This window comes from Microcoleus sp. AT8-A3 (assembly GCF_036705675.1).
GTDB lineage: Bacteria > Cyanobacteriota > Cyanobacteriia > Cyanobacteriales > Microcoleaceae > Microcoleus.
Genome location: NZ_JAUBVD010000010.1, coordinates 1 through 25,478 on the forward strand (window position 1 = coordinate 1; position 25,478 = coordinate 25,478).

Annotated in this window: 24 protein-coding genes; 12 read left to right on the forward strand and 12 right to left on the reverse strand. The window is 45.0% G+C overall.

The window, feature by feature from the left end:
* The 5 genes from QUB51_RS08050 to QUB51_RS08070 form a co-directional block, all read left to right on the forward strand.
* A partial coding sequence (locus QUB51_RS08050) for a hypothetical protein (protein ID WP_333298310.1) occupies positions 1-183 on the forward strand: 183 nt, incomplete at its 5' end.
* Between the two features lie 359 nt (positions 184-542).
* Positions 543-1,802, forward strand: coding sequence for an ABC transporter substrate-binding protein (locus QUB51_RS08055; RefSeq protein ID WP_333260637.1), 1,260 nt, complete (start codon positions 543-545; stop codon positions 1,800-1,802).
* 162 nt (positions 1,803-1,964) lie between these two features.
* Positions 1,965-2,915 carry a branched-chain amino acid ABC transporter permease gene (locus tag QUB51_RS08060; protein ID WP_333053637.1) on the forward strand — a complete coding sequence of 317 codons (951 nt, stop codon included), beginning with the start codon at positions 1,965-1,967 and terminating at the stop codon, positions 2,913-2,915.
* Between the two features lie 223 nt (positions 2,916-3,138).
* Positions 3,139-4,074, forward strand: a complete 936-nt coding sequence (locus tag QUB51_RS08065; RefSeq protein WP_333053630.1) for a branched-chain amino acid ABC transporter permease — start codon at positions 3,139-3,141, stop codon at positions 4,072-4,074.
* Positions 4,075-4,084: 10 nt separating this feature from the next.
* Positions 4,085-4,213 (forward strand): hypothetical protein, encoded by a 129-nt coding sequence (locus tag QUB51_RS08070; RefSeq protein ID WP_333053629.1) that lies wholly within the window; start codon positions 4,085-4,087, stop codon positions 4,211-4,213.
* A 1-nt stretch (position 4,214) separates the two neighbouring features.
* Here QUB51_RS08070 and QUB51_RS08075 read toward each other — a convergent pair whose 3' ends face one another.
* Positions 4,215-4,565, reverse strand: a complete 351-nt coding sequence (locus QUB51_RS08075) for a hypothetical protein (protein ID WP_333053628.1) — start codon at positions 4,563-4,565, stop codon at positions 4,215-4,217.
* Positions 4,566-4,756: 191 nt separating this feature from the next.
* Between QUB51_RS08075 and QUB51_RS08080 the strand changes: the two genes are divergently transcribed.
* The gene (locus tag QUB51_RS08080; protein WP_333053627.1) at positions 4,757-5,266 is read left to right on the forward strand and encodes a hypothetical protein; all 510 of its coding nucleotides are present in this window, start codon (positions 4,757-4,759) and stop codon (positions 5,264-5,266) included.
* Positions 5,267-5,320: 54 nt separating this feature from the next.
* Entirely contained in the window at positions 5,321-5,962 is a 642-nt protein-coding gene (locus QUB51_RS08085; RefSeq protein ID WP_333053626.1) for a Uma2 family endonuclease, read from the forward strand.
* Positions 5,963-6,093: 131 nt separating this feature from the next.
* On the opposite strand, the gene QUB51_RS08090 is transcribed toward QUB51_RS08085, so the two are convergent.
* From QUB51_RS08090 to rppA, 6 genes are all read right to left on the reverse strand, one after another.
* Positions 6,094-7,965 (reverse strand): serine/threonine-protein kinase, encoded by a 1,872-nt coding sequence (locus QUB51_RS08090; RefSeq protein ID WP_333053625.1) that lies wholly within the window; start codon positions 7,963-7,965, stop codon positions 6,094-6,096.
* A 225-nt stretch (positions 7,966-8,190) separates the two neighbouring features.
* On the reverse strand, positions 8,191-9,150 hold the full coding sequence (locus tag QUB51_RS08095) for an aldo/keto reductase (RefSeq protein WP_333260634.1): 960 nt from the start codon (positions 9,148-9,150) through the stop codon (positions 8,191-8,193).
* A 383-nt stretch (positions 9,151-9,533) separates the two neighbouring features.
* Positions 9,534-10,085, reverse strand: a complete 552-nt coding sequence (locus QUB51_RS08100) for a DUF3124 domain-containing protein (RefSeq protein ID WP_333208875.1) — start codon at positions 10,083-10,085, stop codon at positions 9,534-9,536.
* A gap of 42 nt (positions 10,086-10,127) precedes the next feature.
* On the reverse strand, positions 10,128-11,396 hold the full coding sequence (locus QUB51_RS08105) for a transposase (RefSeq protein ID WP_333393003.1): 1,269 nt from the start codon (positions 11,394-11,396) through the stop codon (positions 10,128-10,130).
* 160 nt (positions 11,397-11,556) lie between these two features.
* The gene (locus tag QUB51_RS08110; protein WP_333053622.1) at positions 11,557-12,837 is read right to left on the reverse strand and encodes a HAMP domain-containing sensor histidine kinase; all 1,281 of its coding nucleotides are present in this window, start codon (positions 12,835-12,837) and stop codon (positions 11,557-11,559) included.
* An 18-nt stretch (positions 12,838-12,855) separates the two neighbouring features.
* Complete coding sequence (gene rppA / locus QUB51_RS08115) at positions 12,856-13,533, reverse strand: two-component system response regulator RppA (RefSeq protein WP_333053621.1); 678 nt, start codon at positions 13,531-13,533, stop codon at positions 12,856-12,858.
* A 172-nt stretch (positions 13,534-13,705) separates the two neighbouring features.
* Between rppA and QUB51_RS08120 the strand changes: the two genes are divergently transcribed.
* Entirely contained in the window at positions 13,706-14,092 is a 387-nt protein-coding gene (locus QUB51_RS08120; protein ID WP_333053620.1) for a hypothetical protein, read from the forward strand.
* Positions 14,093-14,350: 258 nt separating this feature from the next.
* Here the strand turns inward: QUB51_RS08120 and QUB51_RS08125 are convergent, their stop codons facing one another.
* Positions 14,351-14,755 carry a BON domain-containing protein gene (locus QUB51_RS08125; RefSeq protein ID WP_333053619.1) on the reverse strand — a complete coding sequence of 135 codons (405 nt, stop codon included), beginning with the start codon at positions 14,753-14,755 and terminating at the stop codon, positions 14,351-14,353.
* 435 nt (positions 14,756-15,190) lie between these two features.
* Here QUB51_RS08125 and QUB51_RS08130 point away from each other — a divergent pair, with 435 nt between their 5' ends.
* The 3 genes from QUB51_RS08130 to QUB51_RS08140 all read left to right on the forward strand — a co-directional run bounded on the left by QUB51_RS08130 (position 15,191) and on the right by QUB51_RS08140 (position 20,812).
* Complete coding sequence (locus QUB51_RS08130; protein ID WP_333053618.1) at positions 15,191-17,905, forward strand: cation-transporting P-type ATPase; 2,715 nt, start codon at positions 15,191-15,193, stop codon at positions 17,903-17,905.
* Between the two features lie 297 nt (positions 17,906-18,202).
* Complete coding sequence (locus tag QUB51_RS08135; protein ID WP_333053617.1) at positions 18,203-18,730, forward strand: hypothetical protein; 528 nt, start codon at positions 18,203-18,205, stop codon at positions 18,728-18,730.
* Positions 18,731-19,180: 450 nt separating this feature from the next.
* Entirely contained in the window at positions 19,181-20,812 is a 1,632-nt protein-coding gene (locus QUB51_RS08140) for a sodium:proton antiporter (RefSeq protein WP_333053616.1), read from the forward strand.
* On the opposite strand, the gene QUB51_RS08145 is transcribed toward QUB51_RS08140, so the two are convergent.
* The 3 genes from QUB51_RS08145 to QUB51_RS08155 all read right to left on the reverse strand — a co-directional run bounded on the left by QUB51_RS08145 (position 20,769) and on the right by QUB51_RS08155 (position 22,754).
* On the reverse strand, positions 20,769-21,485 hold the full coding sequence (locus QUB51_RS08145; protein ID WP_333053615.1) for a TrkA family potassium uptake protein: 717 nt from the start codon (positions 21,483-21,485) through the stop codon (positions 20,769-20,771). The genes QUB51_RS08140 and QUB51_RS08145 overlap by 44 nt on opposite strands.
* 205 nt (positions 21,486-21,690) lie before the next feature.
* The gene (gene gatC, locus QUB51_RS08150; protein WP_006635952.1) at positions 21,691-21,972 is read right to left on the reverse strand and encodes an Asp-tRNA(Asn)/Glu-tRNA(Gln) amidotransferase subunit GatC; all 282 of its coding nucleotides are present in this window, start codon (positions 21,970-21,972) and stop codon (positions 21,691-21,693) included.
* Positions 21,973-22,232: 260 nt separating this feature from the next.
* Positions 22,233-22,754, reverse strand: coding sequence for a photosystem I assembly protein Ycf3 (locus tag QUB51_RS08155; protein ID WP_333039118.1), 522 nt, complete (start codon positions 22,752-22,754; stop codon positions 22,233-22,235).
* A 752-nt stretch (positions 22,755-23,506) separates the two neighbouring features.
* Between QUB51_RS08155 and QUB51_RS08160 the strand changes: the two genes are divergently transcribed.
* Positions 23,507-24,832 (forward strand): hypothetical protein, encoded by a 1,326-nt coding sequence (locus QUB51_RS08160; protein WP_333053614.1) that lies wholly within the window; start codon positions 23,507-23,509, stop codon positions 24,830-24,832.
* Positions 24,833-25,023: 191 nt separating this feature from the next.
* Here the strand turns inward: QUB51_RS08160 and QUB51_RS08165 are convergent, their stop codons facing one another.
* The gene (locus QUB51_RS08165) at positions 25,024-25,248 is read right to left on the reverse strand and encodes a hypothetical protein (RefSeq protein WP_015174403.1); all 225 of its coding nucleotides are present in this window, start codon (positions 25,246-25,248) and stop codon (positions 25,024-25,026) included.
* Positions 25,249-25,478 lie beyond the last annotated feature (230 nt).

Genomic DNA, 25,478 nt, shown 5'->3' on the forward strand with positions numbered 1-25,478 from the left:
GCATGTGTTAAGCAGACCGCCAGCGTTCATCCTGAGCCAGGATCAAACTCTCCGTGTTGGATTGTTTTTTTTGGCTTAGGTCAAGTTCTTTCTACTCAGCACAAAGGCTGGCTTTTTTCCCTTGACTTTTTTCTCGTTGTTTGCGATATTGAGTATCAGCGATGCCTTTACTCTCAATCTTAATTTTTTGACGAGGTTAATATTGCTTTAAGCTTTCAAACTATTCTTTTTTCTAGGTTCAGTTTTTTACCTTTAGTTCGCGGTTGTTTGAACCGCTTCCCTTCTGGCGCTTTATTAATGTATCAACTCTCCCCAGAGTTGTCAAGCGTTTTGTGAAAATATTTTTGACTTTTTTTGGAAACTATACACACCAAGGGTTTGAGCTACTGATTTCCGATCCTGCCTCCGCTGGCTGACTCCTTTTTCCGGGAAGGGGTCTTTTTTTTGGGCAAGATTGGACTTTTGAGGGGAGTATCTACCGCGCATGGGTAGAATATCTCTACGTGTAGCTGTTTTATATATAGATGTTCGATCGCCCGCTTATGAAAAAACCTACAGCCCGCCCTAGTGGCTTATTCATTACCTGCGCTTCACTGCTGCTGGCTTCTTGCAGTCAGACGAACACTCCCCAAACCTCTACTACAGTATCTCCGGCGACTTCGCCATCTCCCGGTGCTTCCCCAGAGGGTTCGCCTGGGGGGAGTTCCAACACTATATCTATAGGTATTGGGGTGGCCCAAACTAGCAATGTGGCTTTACTGGGTCAGGAACAGGTGGCTGGCGCGAAAATTGCTGAGAAGTATTTCAACGATAAGGGCGGTGTGGATGGGACGCCGATTAAACTGGTGTTCCAAGATACCGGTGGAGACGAACAAGGGACGATCAATGCTTTCAATACTCTGATCAATCAGGATCAGGTGGTTGGTATTGTGGGCCCAACTCTGTCACAGCAAGCTTTTAGTGCCGCTCCGATCGCCGATCGAGCAAAAGTTCCCGTACTCGGCCCCTCCAACACGGCTAAAGGCATTCCCCAGATTGGCGATTATGTGGCCCGAGTCTCTGCGCCTGTGGCCGTGGTAGCACCAAATGCAGTTAAAGCCGCCCTCAAGCAAAATCCCAATATTAAGAAAGTAGCCGTGTTTTTTGCTCAGAATGATGCTTTTAGCAAATCTGAGACTGAAACTTTTCAGACAACGGTTAAAGATATGGGACTGGAATTGGCAACAGTCCAAAAATTCTTGACTACTGATACAGATTTCCAATCTCAAGCCACTAATGGGATAAATGTCAAGCCGGATTTAATCATTATTTCTGGGTTGGCCGCGGATGGAGGCAATTTAATTAAGCAATTGCGGGAGTTGGGTTACAAAGGCGTTATCATTGGGGGCAACGGTCTGAATACTTCTAATGTATTTCCTGTTTGCAAGGCTCTTTGCGATGGGGTTTTGATTGCCCAAGCCTACAGCCCGGAATATCAGAATGAGATTAATAAGGCTTTTCGTGATGCTTATCGCGCTCAATTCAAGAAAGAACCGCCTCAGTTTAGCGCTCAAGCTTTTACTGGTGTACAAGTTTTTGTTGAGTCATTAAAGGCAATTAATGCTAAGTCTAAGGTTAGCGAAAAGCCATTGGCAGAGTTGCGTACAAATTTGAATCAGCAGTTGTTGGGTGGCAAGTACGATACGCCTTTGGGGGAAATTTCTTTTACGCCTGAAGGTGAGATTAATCAGAAAGAGTTTTATGTGGCACAGATTAAGATGGAGGCGGATGGCAATAATGGTAAGTTTGAGTTTTTGAAATGAAGGCATGACACGGATTCTGACACGGATACACGGATGAGTTATTGAGTGTGAGTCTGAGGTCAACCCCGCTGCCCCTTTGGGGGGAAGTCAGAAATCAGAGTAAAAATTGTATGCTGTTTGTTTTTGAATGATTTAATGTTGATGCCGAATCTCTAACTGGTGATGGACTTAACTCTGTTTTTGCAACAATTTTTGAATGGTTTGTCGATCGGCAGCGTGTATGCTATTTTTGCCTTGGGATACACGCTGGTGTTTTCTATTCTGGGAATTATTAATTTTGCTCACGGTGCAGTATTTACTTTGGGTGCTTATTTCACCTATGCGCTGATGGGAGGTACTTTCGGTTTTAATGGGTTGTGGGCTAATGCTCGAATTCCCCTGCAGTTGCCTTTTGCTGTGGCGTTAATTTTGGGAAGTGTCATGGCTGGTTTGGTAGGAGTAATTGTTGAACGAATTGCTTTTTTACCTTTGCGCCGCCGACTCTCTGATCCTCTGCTGACGGTGGTTTCTAGTTTGGGTGTGGCAGTTGCGATCGCCAATCTTATCCAATATCTTGTAGGGGCGGAAATTTACACTTTTCCTGCTAACACTTACGGCTATTTGCCCGCTGCCATTAACTTTGGGACGGCGGATAAACCAATTCCGATTCGGACTGTTCAAATAGTAATTTTTGCGGTATCAGTTGCGATTGTGGCTGTCTTAACTTACTTAATAAATTTTACTAAATTTGGCAAAGCAATGCAGGCTGTGGCTGAAGATGCTACTACTTCTAGTCTGTTGGGTATTGATACTGATAGATACATTGTTTTGACGTTTTTTGTGAGCAGTTTTCTGGCTGGTTTGGCGGGAAGTTTGGTGGGTTCGAGTGTGAGTATTGCTGGGCCGTATTTTGGTATTGCTTTTGGTTTGAAGGGTTTGGCGGTGATTGTGCTGGGTGGGTTGGGGAGTATTCCTGGGGCAGTTTTGGGTGGGTTTATCATTGGTTTGGTGGAGGCTTTTGTGCCGGGAGATTTTTCGGCTTATAAGGATGCTGTTGCTTTTGCCATATTGTTTATTATGCTATTGGTTAGACCGCAGGGTTTGTTTGGTCGGCGTTTGATTCAAAAGGTGTAAAAGAGATAATTAGGTGATTAAAATTGGGGCGATGGTTCGACGCTTCGCACGCACCAACGGCCACGGGGGATTGCCCCCTAAAGAAACTAATTATATCGGAATGATTTAACCGCAGAGGACGCAGAGAACGCAGAGAAAGAGAAGAGAGAAATGAATTATTATGAGGGGACTGGATTTGAGATGAAGTTGGTATTTAAGTATTTTTATTATTTAAAATAAAATCATGGCTGCATTTTTTACTACTTACGGGTTTTTGATTGTCTCGATGTTGTTGGGTGCAATGTTGGGAATGTCGCTATATTTGCCTTTAATGACTGGACAGTTGTCTTTGGCTAGCCCTGGTTTTTATGCGTTGGGTGGGTATATTGCGGCGATTTTGTCTACGACGGTGTTTAAGCCGACAGGGGGTTTGTTTCCTCTACCATTGCTGTTGGTGGAGATGATAATTGCAGGGGTTGTTTCGGGGTTGCTGGGGATTTTGGTGGGAATTCCGGCGCTGCGGTTGAGTGGGATTTATTTGGCGATCGCAACTATTGCTTTTGTGGAAATTTTGCGGGTTTTATCGCTGAATCTGGATATCACTGGCGGGGCTGTGGGCATTTTTGGGATTCCGCAACCGTTTGGGACGCCGATCGAGTATTTGTGGATTGTACTACCTTTGCTGTTGGTAAGTATGGCGATTGTCTATCGGCTGGAACGGATTCGGGTGGGGCGGGCTTTTGCGGCGATTCGGGCTGATGAGTTGGCGGCTGATGCGATCGGCATTAACCCAACTTTTTATAAGGTTTTGGCTTTCACGTTAGGTGCTGTTTTAGCTGGGGTTGTGGGTGCAGTTAGTGCCCATTTTTTGAATACTTGGAACGCGCGTCAAGGGACTTTTGATGCTAGTATTATTTACTTGACTTCTGTGTTGATTGGTGGTAGCAGAACGTTTCTGGGAGCAGTTTTGGGTGGGATGGTGTTTACTGCTTTACCGGAGGTTTTGAGGGGGATGGCGACTATTCAGGGATTGCCGATTTGGTTGGCGCAATTTCTGCGGGATGGGCGGTTAATTATTTTTGGATTGCTGATTGTTTTGGGGACGATATTTTTTCCGCAAGGGTTGGTGACGCCGGAGTTGTTGAAGAGGTGGAGGAAGGGCGATCGTACTTCTGTTTAAAATTAGATTTTTGGTAAAGAAAGGTGCGATCGCATCCCCACTCCTTATCGATCGCCTATCCATAAGAAAAGTAAGGGGCGATCGCCTATCAGTAAAAAAAGCAAGTGCGATCGCCAGAAAACTGAAAATCAGCCAATGAATTAATCACGATCGGGAAATACATCTTCTCCAAATTCGGAGAGCAACCATTCCATATGAGCTACTCCTTCTCGTTCCACATAAATCCTATCAATTTCATTTTCTTCTTGTGCCTTATAAATCATAATAGTTTCATCTTCGACCCGACTAAGTTCAGCCAAGTCTGCTAGATGTTGGGCAGCCTCTTGTTTGTTGAGGAATGTTTGACTCTCGTAGTTATTACTATTAGGTTTAGCTACTAGCCACGAACTGCCTTGTCGAATAATAATGCCTACTTCACTTCCATTAACCAAGACCTCGTACTGCCCACTTTCCGTACCAGTCCCAGTTATGTCTCTGTACACGAAGCTCATGATATGTCTCCAATCTTCTAACGAAGCTGCTTTTTTGCTCTTCCGTATCTTAAACCGATCGCTCAAAACTGCAAAGCGAAAAAAGACGGAAAAAGACGGGTCTTTCTAAAATCGCTATGCAAGGCGGATAAAGACGGATAAAGACGGATAAAGTCGGGTATACTAACTATAGTTCTCCGACCCCCCTACTGATGGACACTGCCCATATCTTGCAATTTGTAGATAAAGTGCTCAGTGCGAAGACAGGCAAACATCTAAATGACTTGCAGCGTAAAATTATCAAGGGAATACTCAATCGACAAAAGTATTCTGATATTGCAGATACTTACGGGTGTACGGCGGGTCATGCTAAGGATGTAGGTTACGAGCTTTTGCAAATGCTATCTAATGCTTTTGATGAACCAGTTGATAAAGGGAATCTGGAATCTGTTCTAGAACGGAAATTAAATCTGAATATAAATTTTGGCGATCGCAACACTACTAATTTTGGTGATAGCAATACAATTAATTATATCAATGGCTGCTCAGAACTACCCACTCCTACCCCAGATAAAAGTCAGCCTCCGACTCCCGACTACCAGGATGGCACGAATCAAGTTAAAATTGAAATGGTTGGTAAATTACGACAGTTGGGATTGAAGGATGAGCAAATTGCAGAGGTGCTAGGGTTGGCCTGGGAGGTGGTGAAGCAGATAGATTGATAATAGCTTTTAGTTGTTTAAAACACACATCCTCAGTCAGGAGGTATAAGTTTTATGTTTGCAGTTGTCACGCCAGAAAAAATTCATTTGCCCCCAGGAACACTTATAAAATTTCCCGCAAACTGGCAGGATTACCAATCACTTGTAGCACAATTGGGCGATCGTTCAATTCCGCGCATCAAATATCGACCAGGAGAGATTTTATTAATGTCCCCTTTACCAGTACACGGAAAACAATCTCATATTATTGCAATGGTGGCAATGGTTTTCCTAGATTACTTGGGGCGAGATTATGAAGCTTTTACACCAATTACGATGGATTTGCCGGAGGTAAGAGGAATTGAACCAGATTATTGTTTTTATATCGATAGTTGTGCGACAATTATTGGTAAAGATCGGATTGCTTGGGGTGTTGAACCGCCGCCGGATCTAGTAATCGAAGTAGACGTAACTAGCTACACGGATTTAGATGATTACTTGCCTTATCAAGTGCCTGAAGTGTGGCTGTTTAAGAAAAATAAGCTCAGAATTTACGACTTGCAAAACGATCGATATGTCGAAAATTCAGTTAGCCGTTATTTTCCCAATTTTAATGTATCAGAAATTGTCGAGGAATGCTGGCAAATGTCGCGCGATCGCCCTACAAGTACAGTCATTCGGGAGTTGCGGCAAAAAATTGAAAGGGAGAACGGTTGAATCATATCGTGTCCGGTGAATTGACCATAATTCCTGTAGGGGCAGGTTCACCAACAATAATCGCCTAAAACCCACAATTATCATAAACCTGCCCCCGCCCACCGACTACAAACAATTTTGATTGCGGGTAATTAAACAAACATGGTATTCTGCCAAATCTTAATACTTTTGTCACTACTGCCGCTAGCCATAAACTCTCCTTCTGGGCTAAAATTAACCGAATAGACAGAGTTATTGTGACCCGCAATATTACAAATTTCTTGACCGTCTTTCACTCGCCAAATTTTAATAGTTTGATTGCTGCTGCTAGCCAGAATCTCGCCATCGGGACTAAAAGCAATAGAATCAACATACCAAGAATGTCCTGTGATAGTTAAAACTTCTTGCCAATCTTTGACCCACCAAATTTTAATAGTATTGTCATGGCTACCGCTAGCCAAAAACTCTCCATTTGGACTAAAAGCTATGCAGCGAACGGAGTCTGTATGACCTGTAAGTGTGCGAATTAGCTTCCCATCTTTAACTCGCCAAATTTTGACGGTTCTGTCCCAACTGCAACTAGCAATAGTTTCGCCATCCGGGCTAAAAGCAACCAAATAAACTAAGTTGGTGTGACCCGCAAGGGTGCGAATTTCTTGCCCGTCTTTGACGCGCCAAATCTTGATTGTTTTGTCCCAACTGCTGCTAGCAATAATTTCGCCATCGGGACTGAAAGCTGCGCTGTAAACTGAGTTAGTGTGACCCACAAACGTGCGAATTTCTTGCCCATCTTTCATCCGCCAAAGTTTGACAGTTTTGTCGTGGCTGCTGCTGGCTAGCATCTTTCCGTCAGGGCTGAAAGCTACTGTATAAACTGAGTTAGCGTGTCCTGTGAGGGTGACAATTTCTTGCCCGTCTTCAACTCCCCACAGCTTGATTGTTTTGTCATCGCTGCCGCTGGCTACAACTTCTCCGTTGGGGCTGAAAGCCACAGAGTAAATTAAGTTTTTGTGGCCTGTTAGGGTGTGAATACATTGCCAGCTATAGGTTTGCTGTTGGGGCTGGGCGGGAGTTTTTCCTGGTTTAACTAACTTGGAACTTGTTTTAGGAATTGCTAGATCGATCGCAACTTGGGGATTAATTTCTTTTAATACTTCAACAGCCGTTTGATAGCGGCGGTTGGTAGCATTGGCAATCATTTTGTCTAAAATTTTTCCGAGTTGTTCACTCACGGGGTTGTTAGCCAAATACTGTCGCCATATCCAGGAATCTTCACCAGGATCAAACAGGTCAAAAGGGGAAACTTGAGTTAGCAAGTACAAACAAGTTACGCCTAAACTGTACAAATCGCTGGTAAAAAATGCTTTGCCTCTAGCTTGTTCGGGGGCGATGTATTCGGGGCTGCCGATGCTGGTTCCTGTTTTGAGTAATGCTGTACCTGTAGCAATTTTGGCAGCGCCAAAGTCTACTAAGACTAATTGTTTGTCGGCGCGGCGAATGATGTTTCCGGGTTTGATGTCTCGGTGAATAACGTTGTGGGAATGGATGAAGTGAAGGACGGGTAATAGGCTATTGAGTAAGTCTTGAATTTGATTTTCTGTAAATCTGCCTTCTGTTTCTACAATTTGTGCTAAATTTTGCCCGTCGATAAATTCTTGGACTACATATTGTCTGCTGTCTTGGATAGAATAGGCTAATAGTTCGGGAATTTGAGGGTGTTTTCCCAACTCGTCTAATCGCATTGCTTCTTGTTCAAAAAGTTCGGCGGCTTTTTTGCTGTTGCGATTGCTTGCTGATGGGATGAGTGGGGTTTCTGCAGGTAAAAATTGTTTGATGACGCAGCGAGGTTTTGAGGGTTTGTCTTCGTCAACGGCGAGGAATGTTCTACCAAAACCGCCTTGTCCGATCGCCTTTATCGCCCGGTAGCGATCGCGCAGCAGCAGTTTTGAACGGCAATGTTTGCATAATTTGACTGCGGGGGGATTTTGCGGCTTGGAACAGTTGGGGTTTAGGCAGTAACTCATTCGATTTTAGATTGCGGATTTTTGATTTTTGATTTTAACTTTTTGAATATTTCCACAGCGCAGTAGATATTATACCTCATTAGCTTTTTAGGAACGGGCTAGAAGCCCATTCCACAAGAAATTCACTCTTTGTGGAATGGGCTTCTAGCCCGTTAAGCGAGAATGGTGATCTGGGCGTGAGTTCCGGGGTACCTTACTATATATGCCAGTTGCGTCAGTTCTGTTTTAGAAATTCCACATGACGGGGTTGTCGTCTAAACGATCGGTGACTGTTCGCCCGATCGCGTCAATTTCTTTTAATTCCTCTTCACTCAATTTTACCTCAGCAGCTTTAGCATTTTCGGCTGCTTGTTCCCCGTCGCGCGCGCCGACAATTGCATTTGTTTGTGGCTGGGAAATCAACCAAGCTAAAGCTAAGTTGCCCAAGCTTGTCTGGTGGCGATCGGCAATTGGCCTGAGTTGATTTAATGCTGTTTGCACTCGGTCGTAATTTTCTTTGATGAACAGCTTATTTTTGGCGCGGTGGTCGCCTTCTTCAAACTTGTGTTCGGGCCCGAATTTACCTGTCAATATTCCTTGAGCTAGAGATGAATAAGCAATAATTGAGATATGATTGTCAACACAATAGGACATAACATCTTTTTCTACCCAGCGCCAAAACAGAGAATAGGGCGGTTGCAGGCTGTCGATGCGTCCGTATTGGGCGGCTTCTTCTATTTGGGCACGGGAGAAGTTGGAAACGCCGATCGCCCGAATTTTCCCCTGTTCTTTTAACTTGTTCAGGGCGTCCATTGTTTCTGCAATTGGCACTAACTCGGAATTCCAACTGCCAGCGGGCCAGTGGATTTGGTAAAGGTCGATATAATCGGTGTTGAGGTTTTTTAGGGATCGATCGCACGCTTCGATTAACAAATCGGGTTTCAGGTGGTTGGCGAAAACTTTGCTAGCATAAACTACTTGCGATCGCACATCTGAAAGTGCTTGACCGATAATTTGTTCCGAATGCCCTTCTCCGTAAACCTCAGCCGTATCAAAGGTGGTAATACCTGCCTCAAAAGCCGCGCGCATTGCTTTGACAGTTTCAGCATCCTCAATTCCCACCCACATCCGCTTCCCAGCTTGCCAAGTCCCCATAATTATCGGGGTAATCTGAATTTGTGATGTCCCCAATTGTCGCTTTTGCATACCCTAAGTCCTCATTTATATTTTTAGTATTCACCCTCAAGCTCTGTAATCTTAACAGAAAACAGTTCGGTAGTCTCCACATTAATGCTATCGTTTTATTTTGCAATAAATAGTGATATACAAAGTTAAAAATTAAAAATGGGATCATCTCGCTTGTGCAGCTAAGGATCGCGAATTAAATAACTTACAATTTTAATTATTATTGTGGAAGTTATTTAATTCTCATTCCTAAGCTAGAAATTGGAATTAGGAGTCAGGATCCAGTAGGAAACAAGTCAGAATGAAGAAGGAAGAAACCAGAATAAGTGTTTTTACAAATATGAGATGCTCCCATTATAAGAGTCTAAACCTACCTTATAAAGCAATAATTTAATCCTCTAAAATCACTTCTGCATCTTGTGTTGCTTGAGAACTTTAGCGGGACTGATAAATGAAATACCCTGAGAAGATGAGGTACTAATCATGACAGCTTCAATGACAGGATCGTAAACCGTTTTTTCTGCAACCCACTCCACAATAAAGTTTGCACCTGAGCCTCCACTTGTATCATCTGCTGCAATAAAAAAGTCTGTGGAAGCAAGGGGCTTGAGTTCTACTGGACTCTTAATGTCGTGCCTAATCAATTTCCCATCGCTATCGTAGTAACGCACCGAAGTAATAATAATCGAATTTGTCAGATCCGTATTGCGGATACTGAGGGTGGCTGACAAATTCATGACTTGATCCTTGCTATTGTAGTGATAAATATGTGAGTAAATAGGGACATATACGGTTTGTCCCATCACAACTTTTGTTTTATCTAACGGGACTGCTTTCAGTGAAATTTCACGTTTTATATCGGGTTGTTGTCTTGGTGAGGTAGTTTGGTCCCAGCAAGAGCTCAGGACGATCGCCCCTAGCGCCCAACCAATCCAGAAATCATGTTTCAACTTCATCGCCATTCATCCAAATACACCACATAGCTGGCAAAAGTATAGTCATTTATAGACATGGGAGGCTTCAAGTCCCTCCCCCTTCGCTTTTACTTTGAGCGGATTGACCCGCCTCGGCTGAACTACGCAGCTCCCTATCCCATCGCTGAAGGCATTTGGGATTGCTTTTCTGAGGATGTTGTACGAAGCGTTGATATCAGAATTAATTAATTGACCAGTCGATGTTTTGTACAAACCCCGCTTAACCCGCTTACCAGTAAACACAGGCTCTTTTTCGGTTTTTCCATAAACAGGAATTGGGTCTAAACCTAAAAAACTGGAGCGGGATGTGTAGGATTCTTCCTGCACAATTACTGTGATTCCCGCCAAGCGAGCTTTGTACTCCAACATTTCAATTAATCGAGAGTGAGGAATACTGACAAAATTTTGGTTGGTTTGTTTACCGAGATTGATATCGGTTTTCCACTGTGCATTTTTGCCGATTACCAGCGTTCCAATTTGGTTCACTACCAAATCGTCAACAATCACACGACTAGCATGATGCAAGTAATTATCAACTTTCTGATTTCGACAGCGAGTTGATCGCTGAATTCTGGGTGAGGTTTGACGATTCCCTTTTAACTGGGATTGTAATCGGGATTTGCGTTTGTTGTAGAACTGGTTAATCGATTTTAATGGTCGCCCGTTGATCAACAAAGGGATAAATCCCGGTTGATTTGAAGTTAACGCCACTAAATTGTCCAATCCTAAATCAATACTAGCTACAGAGTTGGCATTGCCAAGGCTGGACTCCGCTTCATCATAAATCACCTCAATTACATAGGAATCACATTTCGGAACCAGTCTAACTTGACAAATCTGGTTGGGATTGAGTTGGGTTTTAATTGAAAGTTCAGTGCCGGAAAGTTTAATGATTCCTTTCTTCAACTGTTTGCTGCTAATTGCTTGAATCGTGTAGACGAGAAGGTTTCGCCCTTTAGTCTTATCTTTGTACTTTGGCAATTTTGGGCTACCCGTGAATCTTGAAGAGTCAGCTTTGTAAGCTTTAACGGCTTCAAAAAACGATTTCCAATTCTTGTCTAGCACCATCAAGATTTGCTGACTTACTTTAGCAGGCAAAGCCTTATATGCTTCGTGAGACCTCATCAATCGGTTCATTTCGTTATAACTGACATAACCCCATCCATAAATAAAGCTCTGACGAATGACGTAATTGGCGGCATTGTAGAGGTTTTTGGACTTGAAAGCTAGTTCGTCTATTTGGGCGAAACGGTGTGACGTTGATTTAATGATGTGCCTCTCTGTTAGTTGCATTTGAGACTTGCGTTTTTTGGGCGATGCGTATTCCTTGTTCAACACTCACAACAATAGAATACCATTATTGTTTATAATTGCTTATAAACTCAATGAAGTTTTACAATACATTGCAGTTACGTCTAAAGCAGAGTGCACCTTCTCTCTCGTTTGAGGCGGCTTAGTGATAAGGTTTGAGCGGCAGTTCAACCTGGAAAGTTGAGCCTTTGCCCACTTCACTCGTCACCTGTATTTGTCCGCTGTGTGCCTTGACAATTTGTTCGACGATCGCCAACCCCAGCCCAAAGCCTCCACTATCCTGCGAGCGATCGGTGTCTACTCGATAGAAGCGATCGAAAATATAGGGTAAGTCCACTTCTGGAATACCGATTCCCGTATCGATGATCTGAATGACTGCCAAATGGGAATGAAGAACTAAGCGTATCTTTACAGTTCCGCCAACAGGAGTATATTTACAGGCATTGTAAAGCAAGTTTTCGACTACTTGCCGCAGCAAATCAGGATCGGCCAATAATTCAATCCGTTGTGCCGGTGATTCGCAGGTTAGTTTGATATTTTGGACTTCTGCAAGTGCGAGAAACTGGGTTGCTAAATTGCTCAGCAACTCGTTGAGATTGATTAACTTGAGCGATTCCGGCGCAAGTCGCCCCTGATGACGAGCCAACAGCAGTAAATTATTCACCAAGGCTCCCATGGATTTTGCGCTATCTACAATGTTTTCTAAGGGAGGATGGTAACGTGTATCATCAGCCGCGATCAGCAACCCAAGCTGGGCATTAGTGAGAATGGCAGACAGGGGCGATCGCAACTCGTGAGAGGCATCGGCTGTAAAGCGCTGAAGCTGCTGATAGGCTTGCCGAATCGGTTGCATGGCCAGCCCACTGAGAAACCAACCTGTGAGGGCAATTAAGCCCAGTGTCAGCGGGACAGCGAGAGTTAGCACAATCTGAAGCTCAGTGAGCCTGTTTTGAGTTTCTGTCAGGGGAGTTGCAACCTGAAGATAACCGAGTACCCCTGTTCTACCTTCAACGGGTAATGTCACCTGACGCAGCCAGATTCCTTTTCCCAAAAGTGGATCGGTCGATCGAACTGTGAGATAACCAAAAGGCGTATTTAACTGCTGGGGAGGAGAATTCCCAAAAAAACGAACTAACCGCCCTTGTGCGTTATACCAGCGCACGTAAATCAGATCTTCAGCAAGGGGATGGGAACCACTGCCTAACAAGGAAACATGATTCAGATCGACCTGGTTCTGGTTTTGGCGAACTTCATAATGTACGCTGGCAGCCATGACTCTAGTTTTGTCATACAGCAGTCGATCGAGCGCCTCTAGTTTATCTTTTACCTCAATCTGATAAATCGCCCCAGCAAACAGCACGAGAATGCTTCCCATTGAGAGGGTGAACCAACGAGCCAGATTGCGACGACTTTGATTAAACACGACTTGCCTTTACGATCTTTACTTGAGAGGGGAAGTGAGGCGATAACCCATACCGTAAATGCTCTCAATCCAGTCTGCCGATCCTACAGCCTGCAAGCGTTGGCGGAGTTTGCGAATTAGAACAGTGATCGCATTGCTCTCTGGTTCAGTCCCCCATTCCCACACACCTTGTTCAATCTGATTCCGAGTCAAAACTTGCCGGGGATGACGCATAAAATACTCCAACAACTGAAACTCGCGACTGGAGAGGGAAACGGTTGCACCTTGTCGCTCAACAGTAAGAGTATCGAGGTGGAGGTGCAGATCCTCAAGGCTGAGCGTATCTCCTTGCCAAAGGGGCGATCGCCGTCTTAAGGCCCGCACTCGTGCCATGAATTCAACCAAGTCGATCGGTTTCACCAGGTAATCATCTGCACCTGCGTCTAACCCGGTCACTTTTTCCGGCGTGGTGTCTCTTGCGGTGATCATCAAAATCGGCGCTGTTTTCCCTGCCGATCGATATTGACGACAGAGATTTACCCCACTGATATGTGGCAACATCCAGTCCAAAATCAACAAATCATATTCTTTTTCTGATAACAGCCACTGTGCCGTCTGTCCATCTTTTACCCCATCCACGCTATGTCCTGCTTGAGACAGCACTGTTTGAAGTGGCATCAGTTGCTTTGGGTCATCCTCCACAAGTAAGATTCTCATATTTTTCTTTAATTGGGCCTATCGAACTGAAACATTTGACGCATCGTCCTTGAGTAGGATTTCAGGAGACCGCTAACTCCACTAAAGTGCAAATATAGCAATCCTAAATCATTGGTGAATTTCTTACTCCCTCCCCTTGATAAGGGGAGGGTTGGGGTGGGGTAAAAAATTTATGTGGCAGGTTACTAAACGTTGGCTAAAAGCATCAGGCGCAGAGTTTTGGTTGCCATTGCCGTTTGTGGCGATCGCGTTTTGGGTTTGCTCTAGTTTCCTAATGGCTCAAGAATTACAACAACCCCAGATAGTAAAGAATAAACTTCAGGCAGATACCCAGCTTAAAGCAACGGTGTCTGTCAATATATTGCTGATCAACGCGGTGATTAACCGAAAACAAGGAACCACCCAGGTTGCGGTAGAAACAGCAGAACCCATTTTGAAGCGATTGGAATTAGAATTGCCAATGACTGACGCAACCCAGATAGAGGCAGCGATCGCGCAAGAACTCCAGTTATCACGTCAAAATGTTCGCCAGTTAGTCCGTTACGAAATTGTTGAATAAGTTTAGTGTTTCAATATTGCGATCGTATCCAGTAGACCTCTTGCAAAAATCCTTTTCATCAATTGATGGGACGGGCTATCCGGCCCATCCCACAAGAGTTATTTTTTTTTGTGGGATGGGCATCTTGCCCGTCCTATTTATTTTTGCAAGAGGTCTAGTCAAATAAGGTTATTAAATCCATAGGTTTCCTCGCTGCGATCGCGCAATTTTTTAAGTAGCAAGAAGCGCCAAATGCTCTTGCCACTTCGCTGTTAATAACTACTGAGTAACGATTTCGTTAGTGATGGAAACATTCGCTGCAGTTTGCCGAGCAATTTGTTCTGCCAATGCTTTTTGTTCGGCCGTTTGAACGCGCCCTGTTAACACAATCGAATTATCCCGATCGTCTGCGTCCAAATCGAACGGCTTGAGGGTGGTATCGGAGTCCAAGGCATCTTCTACGCGATCGGCAATATCGTCAATGTCTTGATTTTGAGGCGTCTGTGCGGTCGTGGTTGCAGGCGCTGGAGTGGTTGGAACAGTCGTATTTCCAGTGGCAGTTGTGGGAGCAGAAGTAGATGGAACAGTTGTCTGTGGAGTATTGGGGGAGGTGCAAGCACCTAAACCCAAAATAGCAACAGTGCTGACGCTGATTCCTTGCACCAATAGCTTTAATAATTGCATATTCTTTGTTTGTTTGTTTTGTTTGTTGTGAAACGCAATTTTGCCGATAAACCTCAGCATGAAGTCTTTGAGGATTTGAACTCAATATAGGCTTTCGAGCTCTCCTATGAGGTACTCATGGGCATAGGCCTCCGTGGGCATAGGGCATACCTCACTTTTTTGAGAACTCGTATAAGTAAATGTACCATAGTTCATCCATCAAAAGTAATGCTTTTTACAACCCTTTTAATAAAAGGTAACAATAAATCAAATCGAGTGAACTAAGGTTGGCAAGTTTATAAGTTATCTTAATCGGTTCTCTGCCTAAGTATAGGGAGCAAATGTGATCCAAATGTGAGTAACAGAAATCAGTCGCTCACTTTTCCCTCACTTTCATCAATGACGCTAGAAACAAGACGAAATAACAGATAAGCAGTTGGCTTGACAAGAAACGTTATGACTGCAACCAATGTAGAAAAATTAGTAGAACACTCTTGGCATCACATTTCTGTCGAGAAAGTGGCTCGGATTTTAGAGACTGACCTGGAAATAGGTCTATCTTCCGACGTGTCAGCCGAACGGCGCGAAATCCTCGGCCCCAATCAACTAACGGCTCAGAAGCCGCAAAGTGCCTGGTTGCGATTTTTTCAGCAACTGAATCAGCCACTAATCTACATTTTGTTAGCTGCTGGGATAGTAACAGCATTTCTGAAAGAGTGGATTGATTCAGGGGTAATTTTGGGGGTTGCTCTGACGAACGCCACCATTGGTTTCGTTCAAGAGTCAAAGGCAGAGAATGCGATCGCCGCTTTAGCAAAATCTGTTGCAACTGAGGCAACCATTCTCCGCAACGGTCAAAAGCAAGTGGTTTCATCCAGTGAACTGGTTCCTGGCGATCTCGTCTTGCTGTCTTCTGGGGATAAAGTGTCTGCGGATCTGCGGCTGATCGAAGTCCGTGACTTACAGGTGGATGAGTCAGGATTAACGGGAGAATCTGTCCCGGTTCAGAAGCAATCCCAGGCGCTAGAGGCAGACACTGCACTGGCCGATCGCACGAACATGGCGTATACAGGAAGCCTGGTAACGTTTGGACAAGGACGCGGACTCGTCGTCAGCATTGGTGACATGACCGAGACGGGACACATTTCCCAACTCATGCAGCAAAGTACCACACTGGAAACCCCACTGAGTCGCAAAATTGACAAATTTAGCAAAACCTTGCTCTATGTCATTTTAGCTTTGGCTGCCTTCACCTTTGCAGCAGGCATTGCCCAGAGATTTTCTTGGGTTGAGGTGTTCAAGGCATCTGTGGCGCTTGCCGTCAGCGCAATTCCTGAAGGCTTACCCGCGATTTTAACGGTGACACTGGCGATCGGGGTTTCCCGGATGGCAAAGCAGCACGCCATTATTCGCAAACTTCCGGCAATTGAGACGCTGGGGAGCACCACCGTGATTTGTTCTGACAAAACCGGAACCTTGACTGAGAATCAAATGACTGTTCAAGAGATCGATGCCGGTGGAAAGCGATATCGGGTTAGCGGTGGAGGATATGCACCAGACGGGGAAATTTCTGTAAATGGACATTCCGTTGACTTAACCAATGCACCTGCCTTATATGAATGCCTGCAAGCAGGACTTTTGTGCAACGATTCGCATCTAGAAGTGCAAGATGGAAACTGGACTGTAGTCGGTAGTCCAACGGAAGGGGCGCTGGTTGCGGTAGCCCAAAAAGCGGGGTTAATTACTGAGAAACTGGAGGAATCGCTATCCAGGCTCGATACACTGCCGTTTGAATCTCAGTTTCAATACATGGCAACCTTACATGACGATCGTCCAGAACGGTTGATTTATGTCAAGGGTTCGATCGAGGCAATTCTCAAGCGGTGTCACCAGATGCTCGATGAAGAGGGAGAGGCGAGATCCCTCAACGCCGCGCCGATCGAGGAAACTGTGGACAGAATGGCGAAAAAAGGGTTACGAGTTCTGGCACTTGCCAAGAAAGTTGTACCCGCTTCTCAATCTTCAATTGACCATTCTGATATTGAGCAAGGGTTAACTTTTCTGGGGTTGCAAGGCATGATCGACCCGCCTCGCCCCGAAGCCATTCAAGCGATTCAAGCCTGTCGATCTGCAGGAATTCAGGTCAAGATGATTACGGGCGATCATGCCAAAACAGCAGCAGCGATCGCGCACCAAATGGGACTAAATCAAACCCAAGAGGCTCCCGTTTTTACCGGTCAAGAACTCGCTCAAATGAATCAGCAGCAATTCGCCAATGCTGTTGAACAAAGCTGCGTGTTTGCTCGTGTCGCACCAGAGCAAAAGCTCCGCATTGTCGAAGCACTTCAGTCTAAGGGCGAGATTGTGGCGATGACTGGAGATGGAGTTAACGATGCTCCCGCCCTGAAGCAAGCTGACATTGGGATAGCGATGGGTATTACAGGCACCGAAGTTACAAAAGAAGCAGCGGATATGCTGTTGACAAACGACAACTTTGCTTCGATCGAGAAAGCAGTTGAGGAAGGGCGCACGGTTTATAAGAATCTGCTGCGGGCGATCGCCTTCATCCTGCCCGTGAATGGTGGAGAATCCATGACCATCTTGATTGCCGTACTTCTGGCAACCCCGCTACCCATTTTGCCAGTACAAATTCTCTGGCTGAATATGGTCAGTTCAGTGGCGTTGAGCTTACCGTTGGCATTTGAGCCGCCCTCTCCCGATGTCATGCAACATCCACCTCGACCGGCAAATGAACCGCTGCTGTCTCGCAGGCTGACGGCTCGCATTCTGACAGTTTCAGTATTTAACTGGATTGCGATCTTTGGGATGTTTGAATGGATCGTCCAAACCACAGGTAATGAAGCTCTAGCCCGGACGATGGCAATTCAAGCATTGGTGGCGGCCGAAGCTTTTTACCTGTTAAGCATCAGTCGCTTCGTTCCGGCGATCGTCGCCAAACTACGCGGTAAAGATGAATCAGTTGGGTATGCTGTGGCGATCGGCATTGGGGCTATTTTCATTCTCCAATTCCTGTTTAGCCAATGGGGCATTATGAATCAGTTATTCAACACTGAAGCTTTGAACCCAATCCAAGGCTTAATTTGTATCGGATTCGGACTGCCAATGATTCCTTTGTCAGCTTTGCTAAAGCGTTTTGCACCTCTGAATTAATACTAAATCCTGGTTTGTCATTCTGTAGATCGATCGGCGGTTAAAACCGCTTCTATACAAACACAGTCTGCCTGCGCCGACTAAAGAATAACAGAATCTCCAAACCCGGATTCGGTATAAGTAGATCGATCGGCGGTTAAAACCGCTTCTATACAAACACAGTCTGCCTGCGCCGACTAAAGAATAACAGAATCTCCAAACCCGGATTCGGTATAAGCAGTTTTTGTGATGCGGTCATTCAAAGCGGCTTTACACACTATTTACCAATTTTGTAGCGTTGAATATTGAATATTTATCATGACTTCCCAAAATCTCAAACGTGCTAGCGGCCTATTTACTAATCATCGAAATGTAAAGCAGGCGCTTGTTGAGCTAAAAAGCAGGGGCTTCCCCATGCACAAGATTTCAGTGATTGCTAAACCTTCTGACAATAATGATTTGGACTCTCTGGGGGTGCAGCAAATTGTAATCACAAGAGCAGCAGGCGCACAATTAGGCGCGATATACGGCAGCATACGACTAGGTGCACTAGCCTTAATTGTTGGACTCAGCAGCCTGCTAATTCCCGGTATTGGTCAGGCATTAGCGGTGGAAAGCCTTTTAGCAACTTTCGCTGGAAGTGGGATTGCTGCAACTGCTGGCGGTCTATATGGCGCACTTCAAGGATGGTTGGTGCCAGAAGAACAAGCAAGAATTTACAACGACAGATTTAACCAGGGAGATTATTTGATCGTCATGGAGGCAAGAGAAAATGAGATCGTGATTGCTGAACCTGTCCTTAAACGTTGGGAGATTCTGACGTGGCGTGTCTGTGATGCCACATAAATTCAAGGTAAGAAAGGACGATTACCTTCGAGGAATTTATTCCCGCGAATCAGAACGTCCAAAAATAGTCCTAATTTTGACTATTGATGACTTTGGGCGATCGCTCTCCTATTCCTCACAGATGGCTCGACAACTTCCATTACTCGCCGATTCGACAACCGCGATCGGGTCTGCCATGCTTCAGAAGAGACTGTTCAAAAAAGAAAAGCCAGCACAATTAAGACGAATTAGCATTTTGTAAGGGTTGGGAAATTATCCAGAACTCTACCAAAAAAATTGCACTCTAAAAACGCCCCTAGCGCCCAACCAACCCAGACATCCTGTTTCAGCTTCATCGGCATTCATCCAAATACACCACATAAATTGCAGTTCCGCCTACAGCATAGTGAACCGTTTCCTGTAGACTAAAACCGTAGTTAATCTGTCAATTTCTGTGAGGAAAACGAATTTATGACAGGAATATCGGCGATCGAGTCGATTGTAGCGCAAGCACCTCCCTTGGGCAGCGATCCTGCTACAAATAGCCAAACTGCAGGAGTTATTTCTGAATTGGTCATCATCTTGATCATTCTGCTGCTGATTGCAACTGTTGTGGCACTCGTAACCCAACGGTTGCGAATTCCCTATGTGACGGGCTTAGTGTTAGCAGGGTTGCCCATTACGGAGGTATTGTCGCGTCGAATAGGTTTAGACCCATCTTTAGTATTAAATCTTTTTCTACCAATTCTGATTTTTGAAGCAGCTATCAATACTGATATCAGCCGTCTCCGCAGCACCTTTAAGCCGATCGCCCTGCTGGCGGGCCCAGGCTCGATCTTTTCCTCAGCAATTATCGCTATTCTGGTTAAATTTGGGCTAGGACTAGACTGGATTCCGGCGTTGCTGATCGGAGTCATTCTGGCAAACACTGATACAGTCTCAATGATCGCGGTTTTTAAAGAGATTCGTGTGCCTTCCCGGCTATCCACCATCGTGGAAGGAGAAACCCTGTTCAATGATGCGGCTGCCCTGGTTTCATTCAATTTGATTCTAGTCGTTTATGCTACAGGTTCTCTTACCGTCGTAGGAGGACTTAAGGAACTGCTCGTGGTTGCCTTGGGTGGGGGACTCGTGGGTGTCATCTTAGGTTACTTGAGTCTGCCAATATTTGTTCGATTAAATGACCCGTTGAGTAGTCTCTTGCTGACTGTTGCGCTGGCGTTAGGAACATTCCAAATCGGGCAATTTTTGGGGGTATCCGGTGCGGTGGCGGTGGTGATCGCCGGACTTATTTTTGGCAATCTGGGGCTTTCTCGCACTACATCAGCCTCGGATCGAATTACGCTACTGAGCTTCTGGGAGTACGCTGGTTTTGGGGTCAATACATTTATTTTTCTGCTGATCGGCATTGAGATTAACCCGCTGACACTGTGGAGAATTTTGCCATCCATTCTGTTCGTTATTTTGGCGTATCAACTGGCACGGATTCTCTCGGTTTATCTGTTGTTAGCGGCGCTGCGGTGGTTCGATCGTCCGATTCCCCTGCGCTGGCAGCACGTTCTGTTTCTGGGAAACATCAAAGGCTCACTCTCGATGGCACTGGCGCTTAGTATTCCTCTGGGATTGACAGGACGAGATAACATCATTGCGCTGGTTTTCGGTGCAGTTTTATTCTCCTTGGTCGGACAAGGATTAAGTTTACCCTGGCTAGTAAAACGGTTACAAATTAGCCGTGTTTCTGATGTAATGCAGGAAGCAGGGCAGTTACAAATTCAGTTGATTGCTTCCAAAGCGGCTCAAGATGAGCTAGATAGTTTGCTGAAATCTGGCGTGTTGCCGAAGGCAGTTTACGAGGAATTATGGGCATCGTATCAAGCACGAGTAGCGCACTCTGAGCGAGTGCTGCGCGATCTCTACAATCAACATCGGGCCGGGCAAGTACAGGGCGATCGCAGCGGGCTAGATACGATTCGACGGCGATTGCTTCTAGCAGAAAAAGGAGCAGTTAGCGATGCCCTCCGCAAGCGAATTGTCCCAGAGGATCTGGTTCATCCTTACATCAAAGATTTGGATGAGAAACTTCTAACGTTGGCAGATGACTAGCGCGAATGCCGAGGTAATCAATCATTTGGTGAACTAGCTCTGGACGGGTGACGACCAAGATGGTAGAACCTGCTTCAAGAACAGTATTGCCGTTTGGAATCTCCAGATTGGCGCAGGCATGGCATTGATAACCAATAATCAGCGAACCTGTTGGAAAACGGGGGTCTTGAGCAATTTGAGCAACGGTGCTACCTGCCACCTTGCAATCGCCTGGAACTGGCAGCTTTAGTACCTCGACTTGCCCGTGTTCAAAGTGCATCATCGACTCGATTTGGGGATATTCAATCGCATTCGCCATTGATGCAACTGCCAAATCAATAGTGCTGATGATGTGACTGGCTCCGGCAAGTCGATAGGCTTCCAGGAATTCGCGATCGCGCATTCGCACCACAATATGGGAAATGCCATAGCTTCTGGATAGGGTGATCAGCGCTAAATTCAGTGCATCATCCCTGAGTGCTGCAACGACTGCGTTTGCTTGTTTAATTCCCGCTTCCAGAAGAACCGTTGTACTCACCGCACTGCCTTCAAATGCCATTACTCCGATTTTTTCACGAGCAAAGCGACAGGCCAGCGGGTCGGCATCGATGATGGCAACCGTATGACCGACTTTTAATAGCTGCTGGGCTAAACCCAGCCCCATCATTCCTGCTCCACCAATTAATACGTACATGACTATTTGTCACCCCAAGAATGAACGTTACAGATTTATCCCTATGAGTGAGATTGTTTTGGGTTTTTATCAGTTTAATCTGGTGGGGTGGCTTATACCGGGCTTACTTATTACCTGTTCCACACTTAGTTTAATCTGCTTGTGTGGTTGGCATGGGAGCCAGCCCCACAAGTGATTTTCCTCAGTTAGCTACGCAGCGGGAACCCTACATAATCTTAGGCACTTTGAAAAACTCCCCATCGCGATCGGGAGCTCCCTCCAAAATACTTTCTCCCTTAGCAAAAGGTTGCAAATCGTCCGATCGCATTACATTACTAACATCGATCGCCCGCGTTGTCGGCTGCACCTTACTCGTATCTAGTTCGCTCAACTGCTCGAAATAATCCAAAATACCGTTAAGTTGACCAGTAAACTGCTCTTCTTCTTCCGGCGTTAATTCCAATCTCGCTAAATTCGCTACTTTCCGAACTTCTTCTCTGTCAATCATAAAAATCTGTAATTGGAAATTGGGAATGGGGAATGGGGAATGGGGAATGAGGAATGGGGAATGGGGAATTGGGCATAGGGAATTGTTATTTGTTATTAGAGAAACGACTAAACTGCTACGCATTTAAATTGAATCCAGAGACGGGCAAGATGCCCGTTCCACAATAATTGTAGAAAAATTGACTGTCAAATTAGATGCACAACAGCTTAACTACCAACTATTAACTACTAACTATGCCCCATGCCCCATGCCCATCCTAGTTAAAAATACACATCAATTTGCGATCGGCCTGTTGTCTTCAGCCAATTTTGCACTTCAATGTAATTGTTTGGGGCCAAGCGAATAGCCTCCTTCCAATAATCCGCAGCTTTATCAAACAGCCCTTCCGCCCCTTCAATATTGCCAGCTTCCTTTTCCTTTTCCCCTTGATAGTGGTAAATTACAGCAATATTATTCAGTGCTTGTGGCATTCTCGGATTGAGATCCAAAGCCTCGCTGTAATATTCCAAAGCTTTATCGTGTTCGCCGTTGCTAGTATGGATCAGCCCCATATTGTACAAGACATAACTGCGATCGTAAGGATCTTCCTCCAGCTTCAGCGCTTCATGGTAATTGTCGAGCGCTTCAGCATATTCGCCATCTGCTTGAGCTGACATACCATCCCGGTAATAAGCAAAAGCTTCCTTCGCCTGCTTTTTGGCCGGCATAATCTTGAGGATGATATCAGCCATTACCGTGAAACTTTTGTCAATAAAGTTATCGTTGCGTTGAGTTCTTGGCATATGCGATTCTTTGGTTAGTGGCTAATCAGAAAAATTAGCCTGTAAAGTTTTGCTATTAATAATTGCGCCACTGTTGTAGTGGGCCGTTGTGTTGAGGGCGCTAAAAAGTTTAGTCGATCGCACCTGCGAACCTTAAAACACGCCCTTGGGTTTAACACCCTCGCAAGCTCTATCTATTTTATATAAGTCTTGCAAGACTGGCAAAAAAACTAGATTTCTTTAACATATCTCTGGCACTCTACACAAAACTTACAAAAACCGTGCAGAAAGGAAATGTTCTGCCTGGGGTGCAGGGGCTATCCTCTTGTGGAAGCAACGCTTACGGGCGATCGCACATCGTACCCAATAAATGTAGCCATAATCCCCCCTCCTTGACCCTCAGAGCAAACAAGCAAATAACCTGCCGAGGAGAAATTCCATCACAAAGTTTTATTAAGCTATCCGAGTTCAGCCCATACTTAAAAGTTATTCGGCAAAACACTAGCAATATTTTGCCCCAAAGTCAATCGATTTTAGATTTTAGATTTTAGATTTTAGATTTTAGCATTGACTTGCGCGAGATAAATTCGGGGGCGCCTTTATCGGATACAGGTTTTTTATTTCTGGACGGATGAATCACGTGGCGGGTATCCTGGATGCGGGAATTGTCAAGGGCAGCATCAAAAAAAATCAGAAAGCCGATCGTCAAAACCAGCTCGAATTCCCGCAATATATAATAAAAATAACCGGGTAATTTTCACAGAGAGAAACCTATGGCTCCGAATCCCACCATTATGCAAGCCGTCGAACAACTTGGCTACCGCGTTACGGTTGGAGACGTGGCGGCAAAAGCTGGATTAGATGTCAATTTTGCCCAGCGAGAACTGTTAACCCTCGCCTCCGAAGCAGGCGGCAACCTGCAAGTAGCAGAATCCGGCGACATTGCCTACCTATTTCCCAAGAACTTTCGAGATATTTTGCGAAACAAATTCTTGCGCTTGCAGTTGCAGGAATGGTGGCAAAAAATCTGGCGAGTTTTATTTTACCTGATTCGGATATCTTTTGGCATAGTGCTGGTAGCTTCCATCCTCTTAATTTTTGTTGCTATCACTATTTTAATCTCCAGTTTACTCTCCAGCAGCGACAGCAATAACAGCGGCGGCGGAGGAGACGGTGGTAGCGGGGGCGGCAGAGGCGGCGGCTTTTCGTTTTTTCCCTACTTCTGGAACGACTTAAGCTGGATATTTTACTGGAACCATGACCAACCATACTACCAGCAGCGATCGCGCTTAACTGACCAAAAACCCGAGATGAGTTTTCTGGAAGCAGTTTTCTCATTTCTATTTGGAGACGGCAATCCCAATTACAATCTAGAAGAGCGTAAGTGGAGCGATATTGCCACGGCAATTCGCAACAGCCGAGGCGCCGTCGTCGCCGAACAAATTGCCCCATATCTAGACAATCTCGGACAAGGATACGCCCGAGAATACGAAGAATATATGTTACCGGCTCTCGCCCGTTTTGACGGCCGCCCCGAAGTCAGTCCCGAAGGGCAAATAGTCTACCATTTTCCGCAATTGCAAACCACAGCCACCGAGAGAAATTCTGAACCAGTAGCAGCTTATTTGCGAGAAATGCTGTGGCGTTTCAGCAACGCCAGTTCCGGCAAAATCATGCTCGCAGCAGGGTTAGGAGCCGTCAATCTTGTCGGTGCGTTAGTTTTGGGGAATCTATTAACTAATAATTTAATCGCAGGTGGATTTATCGGTTTCGTCAGCGCTGTTTATCCCATGATCCTGATTTATGGCGTCGGATTTCTCGCAATTCCTTTAATTCGCTACTTCTGGATTCAGTGGAAAAATAGCCGGATAGAATCCCGCAATCAAGAGCGTCAGCAGCGAGCAATGTTATTAAACGAACCCGATGCCAACTTACTCAAAAAACTGGCATACGCCCAGGAATTTGCAGCAGAAAACGTTCTGACTGGAGAAGACTTAGCTTATACAACAGAAACAGAATTAACCCAACAAGAACTAGAACAGTCACCCAAAATAAATGCCGAGTGGCAGCGCCGGATCGATCGATCCGAAAACTTGTAATACGAATGAAAAAAACAGTTGTTTGTTGTTAAGTTAGGTTGCTAAAATCTTGCACCCTTTTCAAGAATAGACAGAATGCCTGTTCCACAATAAAATATCTTTGTTGGGGAACGGGCTTTTAGCTGGTGGCTAAGAATTATGGAAAATATCAATCTTTATGGATGTCATAATTTTTTCTAATCCGAGTTTTATTAAATAAGCTTAGGGCGTTTAAAAATTAAACAATTTTGGTCATACTTCGAGTCATGATCCAGAGCCACAAGTTCCCATCCTTCCTCCCCCAAATGATTGACAAATAGATGCAGCGAGCCTTGTTTCCAATCTCGCTGTTCTTCACCGTTTACATATAAACTAATCAGCTTGTTTCCAAAAGGATACATATTCGCATCCACAAATAAATACTCCCACTTTTGCATAGCAATCCTTAATGTAGTTAGTCATTAGTCATTAGTCATTAGTCATTAGTCATTCCCAATTCCCAATTCCCAATACTTCGGCCACGCGGTTCCTGGTGTGCAACTACGCGGTTCCTGAGCGTAGTCGAAGGGCTGTACAAGTTCCCAATTCCCAATTCCCAATTCCCTGTATTCAGAACACGGAAGTTACGAATACAGGAATAGCTGTTTTTTCCTTCTTCCTTCTTCCT

Bases quoted from the DNA above. Each gene is read 5' to 3' on its own strand.
- QUB51_RS08055 (WP_333260637.1), top strand. From the start codon at position 543: ATGAAAAAACCTACAGCCCGCCCTAGTGGCTTATTCATTACCTGCGCT.
- QUB51_RS08060 (WP_333053637.1), top strand. From the start codon at position 1,965: ATGGACTTAACTCTGTTTTTGCAACAATTTTTGAATGGTTTGTCGATC.
- QUB51_RS08065 (WP_333053630.1), top strand. From the start codon at position 3,139: ATGGCTGCATTTTTTACTACTTACGGGTTTTTGATTGTCTCGATGTTG.
- QUB51_RS08075 (WP_333053628.1), bottom strand. From the start codon at position 4,565: ATGAGCTTCGTGTACAGAGACATAACTGGGACTGGTACGGAAAGTGGG.
- QUB51_RS08080 (WP_333053627.1), top strand. From the start codon at position 4,757: ATGGACACTGCCCATATCTTGCAATTTGTAGATAAAGTGCTCAGTGCG.
- QUB51_RS08085 (WP_333053626.1), top strand. From the start codon at position 5,321: ATGTTTGCAGTTGTCACGCCAGAAAAAATTCATTTGCCCCCAGGAACA.
- QUB51_RS08090 (WP_333053625.1), bottom strand. From the start codon at position 7,965: ATGAGTTACTGCCTAAACCCCAACTGTTCCAAGCCGCAAAATCCCCCC.
- QUB51_RS08095 (WP_333260634.1), bottom strand. From the start codon at position 9,150: ATGCAAAAGCGACAATTGGGGACATCACAAATTCAGATTACCCCGATA.
- QUB51_RS08100 (WP_333208875.1), bottom strand. From the start codon at position 10,085: ATGAAGTTGAAACATGATTTCTGGATTGGTTGGGCGCTAGGGGCGATC.
- QUB51_RS08105 (WP_333393003.1), bottom strand. From the start codon at position 11,396: ATGCAACTAACAGAGAGGCACATCATTAAATCAACGTCACACCGTTTC.
- rppA (WP_333053621.1), bottom strand. From the start codon at position 13,533: ATGAGAATCTTACTTGTGGAGGATGACCCAAAGCAACTGATGCCACTT.
- QUB51_RS08120 (WP_333053620.1), top strand. From the start codon at position 13,706: ATGTGGCAGGTTACTAAACGTTGGCTAAAAGCATCAGGCGCAGAGTTT.
- QUB51_RS08125 (WP_333053619.1), bottom strand. From the start codon at position 14,755: ATGCAATTATTAAAGCTATTGGTGCAAGGAATCAGCGTCAGCACTGTT.
- QUB51_RS08130 (WP_333053618.1), top strand. From the start codon at position 15,191: ATGACTGCAACCAATGTAGAAAAATTAGTAGAACACTCTTGGCATCAC.
- QUB51_RS08135 (WP_333053617.1), top strand. From the start codon at position 18,203: ATGACTTCCCAAAATCTCAAACGTGCTAGCGGCCTATTTACTAATCAT.
- QUB51_RS08140 (WP_333053616.1), top strand. From the start codon at position 19,181: ATGACAGGAATATCGGCGATCGAGTCGATTGTAGCGCAAGCACCTCCC.
- QUB51_RS08145 (WP_333053615.1), bottom strand. From the start codon at position 21,485: ATGTACGTATTAATTGGTGGAGCAGGAATGATGGGGCTGGGTTTAGCC.
- gatC (WP_006635952.1), bottom strand. From the start codon at position 21,972: ATGATTGACAGAGAAGAAGTTCGGAAAGTAGCGAATTTAGCGAGATTG.
- QUB51_RS08155 (WP_333039118.1), bottom strand. From the start codon at position 22,754: ATGCCAAGAACTCAACGCAACGATAACTTTATTGACAAAAGTTTCACG.
- QUB51_RS08160 (WP_333053614.1), top strand. From the start codon at position 23,507: ATGGCTCCGAATCCCACCATTATGCAAGCCGTCGAACAACTTGGCTAC.
- QUB51_RS08165 (WP_015174403.1), bottom strand. From the start codon at position 25,248: ATGCAAAAGTGGGAGTATTTATTTGTGGATGCGAATATGTATCCTTTT.